The sequence below is a fragment of the Streptobacillus canis genome (assembly GCF_009733925.1).
Lineage (GTDB): Bacteria > Fusobacteriota > Fusobacteriia > Fusobacteriales > Leptotrichiaceae > Streptobacillus > Streptobacillus canis.
The window spans coordinates 156742-163207 of the sequence record NZ_WOEI01000001.1; the positions used below are offsets into that span (position 1 = coordinate 156742).

Below are 6466 nucleotides of genomic sequence, written 5' to 3' on the forward strand. Positions count from 1 at the left end.
AATGGCGAGTACTAACAAAACTCAAGTGTTCCAGTTAAACCAATTTATTGGAACTGATTCACTTAAAAGAGTCGATTACAATGGAGATATGGAAAAGATAGAGAATGCCTTAAAAGCAAGTCTAAAAAACGGAGCATTTAGTAATGGACGTTTAACCTTAACTAAAGGGGATAATACCGATATAAATTTAACTTTATTCGAGCCTATATCTAATGATAACAGAGGCATAACCTCATTCGATGAAATTAAACAAAAAGCATTAGAAAAAATACAAGAATTCGGTATAGGTTTGAATAAACCTATAAAAAAGGATATGAATAGTTTCTTATCAAACGGTCTTTATTCCGTAAATTCTGGAGAAAATAGGATAAGAGGGAAATCAACATCTTTTCTTAATTTTCAATATGACACTGATTGGGGAGTTCAGCTAGGTTTGACGGAAGAAGATAACCCTACAGTTAATGTTCGTTCAAAAAGAGATGGAGTTTGGAATGAATGGAAAAGACTAGTTGATGAACCAAGATTAAATGAAATTCTAGAGAGCAAAAGAGCTAGGTTAGACGATATATGGGCAGGTGTTTAGTATGGTGTTTAAAGAGGAAATGCAAGAAATATTAAAAACTATTATAGGCGAGGGAGTTATTAAACAAGGAGGTAGCTCTCAAACATACTCAAAAGGTGATGTAATGAAATATAAGAATGGTAGCAAGTGGTATCTATATAAGTGTAAGAGAACAGGTAGCTATTCCATACCGGACGAGACTAATTTCAAAAGAATAGACTTAAGGGGGTAGAAAATGGCTAATGAAATTTTATACAAAGAGGAATTACAGCCTACATTAAATACCATAATAGGAGTTACCCCAAAGACTTTACCTGCCGTACTTAATAAAGGTGATATAGTTAAATATGGAAACTATCTATATAAGTATAAAGGTGTAAACGGAGTCAGAAAAGAATTAGTGGACGAAAGTAACTTCAAGAAAGTAGGTTTAAGATATAGAGAAAATGGGTATAAGGTAGATATAGTAGATAGTATGGAAAATTTATATAAATGGATGTTTTTTGAAGGATTAAATGGAGACAGACAAAAAAGTAAATGGACATTAAGAAAGCAGGAATTAAGAAAGCAATATAATTTGAAAACTATTGTATTTTTTAATGAAGAAGTCGACGTCAGTTATATTTGGAGTACATTTGAAAGAGTTGCTATAAAAAATAACTATGACCCTAAATTTTTCTTTAAATTTCCCATAAAAGATTATTACGATAAAACTTATAATTCTTATGAAGAAATAAAAAAAAGCAACCCTTATTTTTCAAGAAAAATCTCGTATGGAAATAATTTAAATTATACTTATTTAAAAAAACAAGATATTTTAAATGAAAGGAAAATAATTTATACAAATTTTGAAAAATTTTTAGAAAACAATAATCCTGTTCACAAATATACATCCCAAGAGTTAAAGACATATTTATGTTTTGGAGGTTTTCTAAAAAAAATAAAACAATATGGATTAAAAGATTTTTATAGAAATGAATTTGAATTTGGAGTTTTTCAAAATTTTTTTGAATATACTGAAAAATTAGAAGAAAAAGAAAATATTTTTAATTTTCATATTTACGATATTCAACATGAAAATTCATATGCCACATATGGATTTAATTTTAGTTACAGCCCAACGCAAATAACAACTAACAGGTTTTGGCTACCGTATTTCAATGATATGGAAGGAAGTGATTACTCAGGCAAGAGTGCTCGAACTTTAAATCATGAGTTCAATAAATATGGAATATATTTCAAATTAGAGGAAGATGGAAATTATGTGTACAGATTTAAGTCAGTATTCACTGATAGAAATCAACATGAAGAATGGGGGACTAAAGGTCCGTGGGGAGCTAGGTATGCTTATTATTTAAGTGCAACGGACGTTAGAGGTGACGGTGACACATATTGCCGTTGGCAGCCAAAGGAAATTGATACTGAATTGAACTTTACTATTGAAAATGGGAACATTATAAATGTATCACTTAATTTCAGTGAAGAAACTAGGGATACTAACAGGTTTAAAGATGAGTTTATGAATACAGGGTACACTTTTGAAAATGGATATTTATATATTAAGGTTTTTTATGCTATTTGGTCTTATGATGATGCTGGAGATTGGAACGAGTGTCAGTTTGCGCACATTATACCTCCATTTAGCTTAGAATTCAAAGGAGATAACGAATTTGGATCTAAACCAATTAATAATGGAAATAATCATTTTAAACCACCGGTAGATGAATGGGAAGATTAAAATGATCTAAAAAAGGAAGCAATAGTGGAAATGATTTCAACTTTCCGAATATAAGATTTAGAGAAGGGTAGTGAATAAAAATGAGTAAATATTTATATGACAGTAATGGAGCCTATATAGGCTCTTTTTTTGATGAAATAGAAAATCAAGATATATTGAAATCTTGTCCGGGAGGAATTATTTCAAATGAATTTTTTGAATATTCTAAAATAGAAAATGGGAAAATTATTTCTATGAATCAAGAGGAAATAGAAAAATTCAAATATTCAAAATATAAGAATAAAGAATATGAGTTAAAATCTAATGAAATAATAGAAAATGAATCAATTAAAGAAATTTCTCTTGGTGAATATGAATATATTAATGAAGGAGTATTAAAGTATGACTTTGAAAAGAAAAGGGAGTTTCTACTTAATAAAACTAAAACTTACGAACAAATTGAAAAAGAAAAGTCTTTCGAATTCAAGGGCTTCCTTCAACCTAATAGAGAATTAGAAGACCAAAGTTCGTTGATGAAAATTATCATGATGCTGCAAGCTACTAAGCAAAATCATTTTTCAAATTGGAAGATGAAAGATAATAACGGAAACGAGCATTACGTTGACTTAACCTTAAAAGAATTAATGGAAATGGCAATGATCATGTCCACACAGACTACTCAAGCAATGATTAAATGGTCAAAAATAAGAGAACAAATCAAAACAATGAACGAAGAGGAGTTGAAAACGTATGAACTTACAAGAGAATAATATATATGTAGTTGCTTATAAAGATAAGTTTACATTTTGGAGCGGACCAATAATGTGGTGGCTCGGTCATCCATATTCTCATATAGAAGTTTATAAAGATGGAGTACTTATAGGAATAAGTAATGATCAGCATGTGAGAAGGGTGCAGCAAGGATTGAACCCTAAAAAATGGGACATATTCAAATTAAATGTAGATGTTTCAGAGGGGTTAGAAACTTTCTACAAAGAAACTAGAGGTAAGAAATATGATTGGAAAGGGGTTATCTTAACTTGTATCTTTAATAGGAGAAGGCATAATCCAGATAAGTATACTTGTTCAGAATGGGTAGCGGAAATGCTTGATAAATCTTTAGATTTTCTTAATCCTAAAGATTATATTAATCTAATGCCTTACGATGTAATAGTGGCGTTAAAAAATAAAAATTTAATAGAAAAAGTAAATGTGGAAGGAGTGAGATTTCATGGCATATAATTTTAGCAAGAAGAGTTTAGAAAGACTTGAGGGCATACACCCATTATTAGTAAAAGTATTTAAGGAGGCTATTAAGGAGTCTCCTTTTGATTTTTTAATCACTCAAGGGGTTAGGACGGAAGAAGAACAGAATAGACTGTATCAACAAGGAAGAACTAAGCCGGGAAAAAAAGTTACAAATTGTGACGGTACAATTAAGAAGTCTAATCACCAGGCTAAAAAAGATGGGTTCGGTTATGCTATAGATATCGCTATTTATAACCCTAACATTCCTGGTAAGGTTGAATGGGACGCGAACAAATTAAGAATAGTAGCTAATCATATTAAAGAAGTAGCTAGAAAATTAGACGTTAAAGTAGAATGGGGAGGAGACTGGAGAAGTTTCAAAGATTACCCTCATTTCGAATTGAAATTGTAAGTAGTTCGGAAAACCCGAACAACTGAAAAAGTGGTAGTCAACTATTAGTTTACAACCACATTTTACAAGAATTAAAAAGCAACAGTAAACTATTAATTTACAGTTGGAACATAAAATATAAAATTAAAATATAAAAATATAAGGAGTGATTATTATGTCAAAAATGGAAATTATTTATTTAGTCAGTGGAGTGTTAGTAGGTTTGTTTGGTAGTTTATTACCATTATTTAGATATTTAGCTAAGAAAAGTGCAACTACTGTAGATGATAAAATATTAGAAATATCTATTCAAGCAGTAAACTTTGTTGATAAACACTTTTTAGATAAGTCAGGAGCAAGTAAGAAAGCACTTGCTGGAGAAATTATTGAAAGAGGAGCAAAAGAAATTGGAAAAGAAATCAATGAAAATATAGTTGATAAAGCTATTGAAAAAGCTTGGAAAATAAATGAAATTAATGGTGCTTTAGAAAAAGAGGAAGAAGAAAAAGCAAAAGAAGAAAATCAAGGTGAAATGGGGAAGTAAATTCCCCTAAACCTCTATATCAATATAATGACTTTAGCGATGTTTTAGGAGATATTAAAAGAGATTATTCAAGAAGTATGGTATATGGAGATATAGCTATAAAAACAAAACCTTTTAATATTAAAGAAACTGAGGCAGTTGCTAGAGTTGGTGCTACTTGGTATATAGGTAAGTAGGTGGTAATATGGAATTAGAATTAATAAGCAACCTAATAAAATTAATCGGAGATAACGGCATTAGTTTAGTAGCTAGTGCTATTCTTTTATATTTTACCTCTAAATATTTCAAAGAAAATGCTGAGAATCAAAAGGAAATAATAAAGGCAATAATCTTAGTTAAAGAGAAATTAGTTAATGGTCATTTAGGTAATGAAGATTTGAAATTTTATGTTAGAATTTATTGGATTAGAATATGCGAAACATATAAGGCTGAAATGTTAGAATATTTAATTAGAAATAATATCAAAGCAAATTATGATAATATTAATATTGAGTTAGACAAGAAGATGTTGACTATCATTAATAGAATGAAAGAAATTGTTAGAGGTCAAACGAACGGAATGAATCTTTTAAAGATTAGTGACTTGATTACTGATAACTATTCGTCATTACATACCAAGTGTATGGAAATATTAAAATGTGCAATAGAGGAAAAAGAGAGAAATAACTGTACCTCGATTAATACTTTATGTAGCACTGAAAATATTGCAAGAGCTATTAAGAATCATATAGACCATTTGAATGTTGAAGTATTAGAAATTATAGATGGAATGAATTTATAGGGCAGGAGAAATCTTGCCCTTCTTTTTTTTATTTATAGATAAAATAATCTGAAAAAGTACTTGACTTTTAGTTTTAGATATAGTATAATATATATGTAGAGAGGAGGTAAGAGAAATGAAAAACAAAAAAGTAGAGAAAAATAAAAAAGCTACTACTAAAATTACTAAAAAAGAAATTCTAATAACCCTTCAAATAATAAAAGAAATTCTAATAATAGTAACTTTAATAATAGCGATAGCTTAAAGGTAAGAGGAGAAATCCTCTACCTTACTCTACTTTTATTTTACACTATATATATTAAAAAAGCAAGGGAGTGAGAAAATGAAAGAAATAATATTAAAAGGGTTGGTAGTATTAATTATACTAATCACATTAATACAAGGCTATTTATATTTGAAAAAATAGGAGGTTAAAATGAATACTACAGGTAAAAAATTTGGAGGAAGAAAAAAGGGAGTTCCTAACAAAGAAAATGGAGTTCTAAAAGATAAAAGATTTTTAGGATATAAATATACTGAAATAGAATACAATGAAATGAATAGAGTGTTAAATAAATACAAGAAAGAAAATAAATGTACAACTTCTAAAGCACTTATGGATATGATAATGAGTTTTGATAAATAATAAGATACAAAAGATATTCTAGACTTTTTTAACTAACTCACTTTTTTAGTAAGAGAAAACTTCCCTAAAAAATACATTTTTATTTAAAAAACGTTATTTTTTTTACTTTTTTATGATTTTTAAAGCAATTAAAAGCTAGTAAAAACTAGCATTTGTTAGCGTATACTTTTAAATTTTATTTATTTCAGGAACAGAACCTGTAGAATTAGAAAATATAGTATATGAAGAATTTTAATTATAATAGCATTATTACAAGAATTTGTAATAATGCTATTTTTTAAAACCTAAATTAAAATAGTAAGTGTCCAAAAGTTTAATTAAACTAGATTTAATAGACACTCATAAACTTGATTAGATGTTAAAGCATTGAAAATTTTTCTTGGATAATTATTCATGAATGTTTCAATGTGTTTAACATCTTTTTTTGTTAAATGATCCATAGATACACCTTTAGATATAAATCTTCTAACTATTTTATTATTATTTTCATTACTTACTCTCTCATTAGAACAATAAGGATGAGCAAAATACCAATCAATACCTAAATCAGTAATTTCTTTAATATTTGCAAATTCACTTCCATTATCAGAAGTAATTG

The 6466-nt window shown here is 28.3% G+C and carries 11 protein-coding genes; 10 read left to right on the plus strand and 1 reads right to left on the minus strand.

Features of this window, described 5'->3' with window-relative positions; translation table 11 throughout:
- The first annotated feature begins 1 nt into the window (after position 1).
- The 10 genes from GM111_RS00930 (at position 2) to GM111_RS00970 (ending at position 5868) form a co-directional block, all read left to right on the plus strand.
- On the plus strand, positions 2–583 hold the full coding sequence (locus tag GM111_RS00930) for a pyocin knob domain-containing protein (protein ID WP_156299019.1): 582 nt from the start codon (positions 2–4) through the stop codon (positions 581–583).
- Position 584: 1 nt separating this feature from the next.
- Positions 585–794 (plus strand): hypothetical protein, encoded by a 210-nt coding sequence (locus GM111_RS00935; protein ID WP_156299020.1) that lies wholly within the window; start codon positions 585–587, stop codon positions 792–794.
- Positions 795–797: 3 nt separating this feature from the next.
- Positions 798–2300: a hypothetical protein gene (locus GM111_RS00940; RefSeq protein ID WP_156299021.1), complete on the plus strand. Its 1503-nt coding sequence runs from the start codon at positions 798–800 to the stop codon at positions 2298–2300.
- A gap of 80 nt (positions 2301–2380) precedes the next feature.
- Positions 2381–3049 carry a hypothetical protein gene (locus tag GM111_RS00945; RefSeq protein ID WP_156299022.1) on the plus strand — a complete coding sequence of 223 codons (669 nt, stop codon included), beginning with the start codon at positions 2381–2383 and terminating at the stop codon, positions 3047–3049.
- Entirely contained in the window at positions 3030–3521 is a 492-nt protein-coding gene (locus tag GM111_RS00950; protein ID WP_156299023.1) for a hypothetical protein, read from the plus strand. Before GM111_RS00945 ends, GM111_RS00950 begins: the two co-directional genes overlap by 20 nt.
- Positions 3511–3939 (plus strand): M15 family metallopeptidase, encoded by a 429-nt coding sequence (locus GM111_RS00955; RefSeq protein WP_156299024.1) that lies wholly within the window; start codon positions 3511–3513, stop codon positions 3937–3939. Before GM111_RS00950 ends, GM111_RS00955 begins: the two co-directional genes overlap by 11 nt.
- 154 nt (positions 3940–4093) lie before the next feature.
- Entirely contained in the window at positions 4094–4462 is a 369-nt protein-coding gene (locus GM111_RS00960) for a phage holin, LLH family (protein ID WP_156299025.1), read from the plus strand.
- A gap of 184 nt (positions 4463–4646) precedes the next feature.
- Positions 4647–5243: a hypothetical protein gene (locus GM111_RS00965; RefSeq protein WP_156299026.1), complete on the plus strand. Its 597-nt coding sequence runs from the start codon at positions 4647–4649 to the stop codon at positions 5241–5243.
- 115 nt (positions 5244–5358) lie between these two features.
- Entirely contained in the window at positions 5359–5487 is a 129-nt protein-coding gene (locus GM111_RS08470) for a hypothetical protein (protein ID WP_269320124.1), read from the plus strand.
- Positions 5488–5658: 171 nt separating this feature from the next.
- A complete protein-coding gene (locus tag GM111_RS00970) occupies positions 5659–5868 on the plus strand; it encodes a hypothetical protein (RefSeq protein ID WP_156299027.1) in 210 nt (69 codons plus the stop codon).
- A gap of 317 nt (positions 5869–6185) precedes the next feature.
- Here GM111_RS00970 and GM111_RS00975 read toward each other — a convergent pair.
- Positions 6186–6466, minus strand: a 281-nt coding sequence (locus tag GM111_RS00975) for an IS30 family transposase (protein ID WP_156299028.1), incomplete at its 5' end; no start/stop codon positions are given.